Consider the following 2,331-nt stretch of genomic DNA (forward strand, 5'->3'; position numbering starts at 1 on the left):
GTGCCGTTTTATCGTTTCCCTTGCAGTCAAAACTAATCTTGGAAAGAGAAACTTCATGCCATAAACGTTGGAACCTTGGGTTGTCTCCAGTGGACATTCCAGAGCAAAATCGAGCAATCGAACCAATCGATTTTCCATTGAACGTGCTAAGCAATAGACGACTCGTCCAGTAGGCAACAGGAGAACCAGGGATGCGCGTGAGATCGCGCTGTGAAAACCGATCAAATTGACCCTCTTCCCGCGCTATCACCAAAGCCGCTTGGTGCGGCGCGTGGCGGAGGACATCACCGCCCACTTCGCCACGGCGGGCGACATCGGCAGGAAGTATCTGGCCGATCATTCCGCTGGCAGTGGCAAGACGCTCTCCATCTGCTGGCTGGCCGACCGCCTCCACAGCCTCTTCAAGCCCGGCACGAACGAGAAGCTGGTGGACATCACCTTCATCCTCACGGACCGGAAATCGCTCGACACGAACATCCGCGAGGACATCGACAAGTTCACCCACCTCAAGGATGTGGTGGGCATTGCGAAGAAGGCCGACGACCTGCCGCGCTTCCTCAAGGAACGGAAATCCATCATCGTCACCACGCAGCAGAAGTTTGCCTGGGTGCTCGAGGAGATTCAGAGGAACCCGGAGTTGAAGAAACTGCGGGTGGCCTTCCTGATTGATGAAGCCCACCGCTCACAGGAGGGCCAGATGGGCGCGGCCATCCGCCTGCCATTCCGCAAGGAAGGCGAGCCGGACGACGACGCCCCCGAAGACGACCCTGAAGAGCAGATTGCCAAGGTCATCCGCGAGCATGACCTGAACCAGTTGTTCGTTGCCTTTACCGCGACACCGGCGCCGGCCACCGTGTCGATGTTCGGCAAGCCGTTCGACAGCTACACCGAGGCGGAGGCCATCGCCGAGGGCTACATCGTCGACGTGGCGGCGAGCATCATCTCCTACAAGACGCTCTACCACCTGCATTGCCCCACAGTCCCGAACCTGGACGAGGAGAAGCTCTACCCCAAGGGCGTCGTGTCCAAGGCGCTTCAGAACCTGGCCTTTCAGGACGACGGGCTGATTCAGTACAAGGCCGAGGTGATGTTGCGCCTCTTTGAGAAGGACGTGAAGCCACTCATCGGTGGACGCGCCAAGGCCATGATCGTCGCCTCGTCACGGGTGGCCGGGCTACGGTATTTCAACATTATCAGGGAGAAGCTCAAGGAGCGCGGCGCCGACTACAAGGTGCTCTATGCCTTCTCGGACTTCGTGCACCCGCAGACGAACGCGGCCATCAGTGAACACGCCGTGAATGAGTTGCAGACCGGTGAGCTGATCGAAGACCGCTTCGAGGGTGACGACTACCGGCTCATGGTGGTGGCGAACAAATTTCAGACCGGCTTCGACCAGCCCCTGCTCGCGGGTATGTTCCTGGACAAGCCGGTGCTCGAGCGCAATGCCGTGCAGACGGTTTCGCGGCTAAACCGCTGCCACCCCCGCAAGAAGGTTGTGGTGGTCGTGGACTTCACCAACAACGCGAAGCAAATCCTCAAAGCCTTCGCGAAGTATCGGAAGGGCACGCCGTTCGAGCCGGAGGAACCGGATCAAGAGACCTGCCCGAACCTGTACGCGGAGATTCTCGCCGCGGGCGTCTTCACCCAGAAGGACGCTGGCGACCTGCTCGCCCTGCTCCAGAACGGGACGGATGCGCGGGTGCAATTCCAGGTGAACGCTCTGCGGACGCGCTTTCAGGCGAAGCTCACCGACTGGGAAGAGCGCAAGGCGTTCGTCACTCTACTGGCCCGCTTCGTGAAGAGCTACCATTTCCTCAACTGCTTTTTCACCTACCCGCCGGCGGTTCAGGAGTTCGCCATCTTCGCTGAATATGTTGGCCCGCAGCTCATCAAGTTCGGGACTGTGTCCGACCTGATGCAGCTTAGGGTATATTTTGGACGCTGGAAAATCGTGTCCTTTCGGCAATGCTGCGTGAAATTCCAGCGCTGGCCTGGTACCTTGGTAGGCCCGTAACGACCGTTAGAAAGGCCTACCAATGTCAACGTCTTTACCTGCAACCGCCCCGCCACTGGCCGAAACCGCCGCGGCGCTTGCCCAGTGGCGGAGCACCCGCCGCCGCAGTTCTCGCATTCCGGAGGAGCTGTGGTCGCAAGCGACCGAACTCGCCGAGCGGTACGGCATCGCCAAGGTTGCCGTCGCCCTGAAGCTCGACTACAAGAGCCTGAAGCACCGCCTGACCGCCAGGAACGCCGCCGAAGACGCGCGCAGCGCGCCCGTGTCATCGAGCTTCGTCGAACTCGATCTCGGCCTGCCGCTGGCGCCACCTGTGT

The 2,331-nt window shown here is 60.1% G+C and carries 2 protein-coding genes; both read left to right on the forward strand.

Annotated features, from left to right (window positions below):
* Positions 1 to 226 precede the first annotated feature (226 nt).
* Positions 227 to 2,014, forward strand: a complete 1,788-nt coding sequence (locus E4Q08_RS23340) for a DEAD/DEAH box helicase family protein (protein ID WP_248595120.1) — start codon at positions 227 to 229, stop codon at positions 2,012 to 2,014.
* A gap of 22 nt (positions 2,015 to 2,036) precedes the next feature.
* Positions 2,037 to 2,331 (forward strand): hypothetical protein (locus tag E4Q08_RS23345; RefSeq protein ID WP_169072171.1); only part of this gene is annotated, 295 nt, incomplete at its 3' end.

This window comes from Candidatus Accumulibacter contiguus (assembly GCF_012940005.1).
Taxonomy (GTDB): Bacteria; Pseudomonadota; Gammaproteobacteria; order Burkholderiales; family Rhodocyclaceae; genus Accumulibacter; species Accumulibacter contiguus.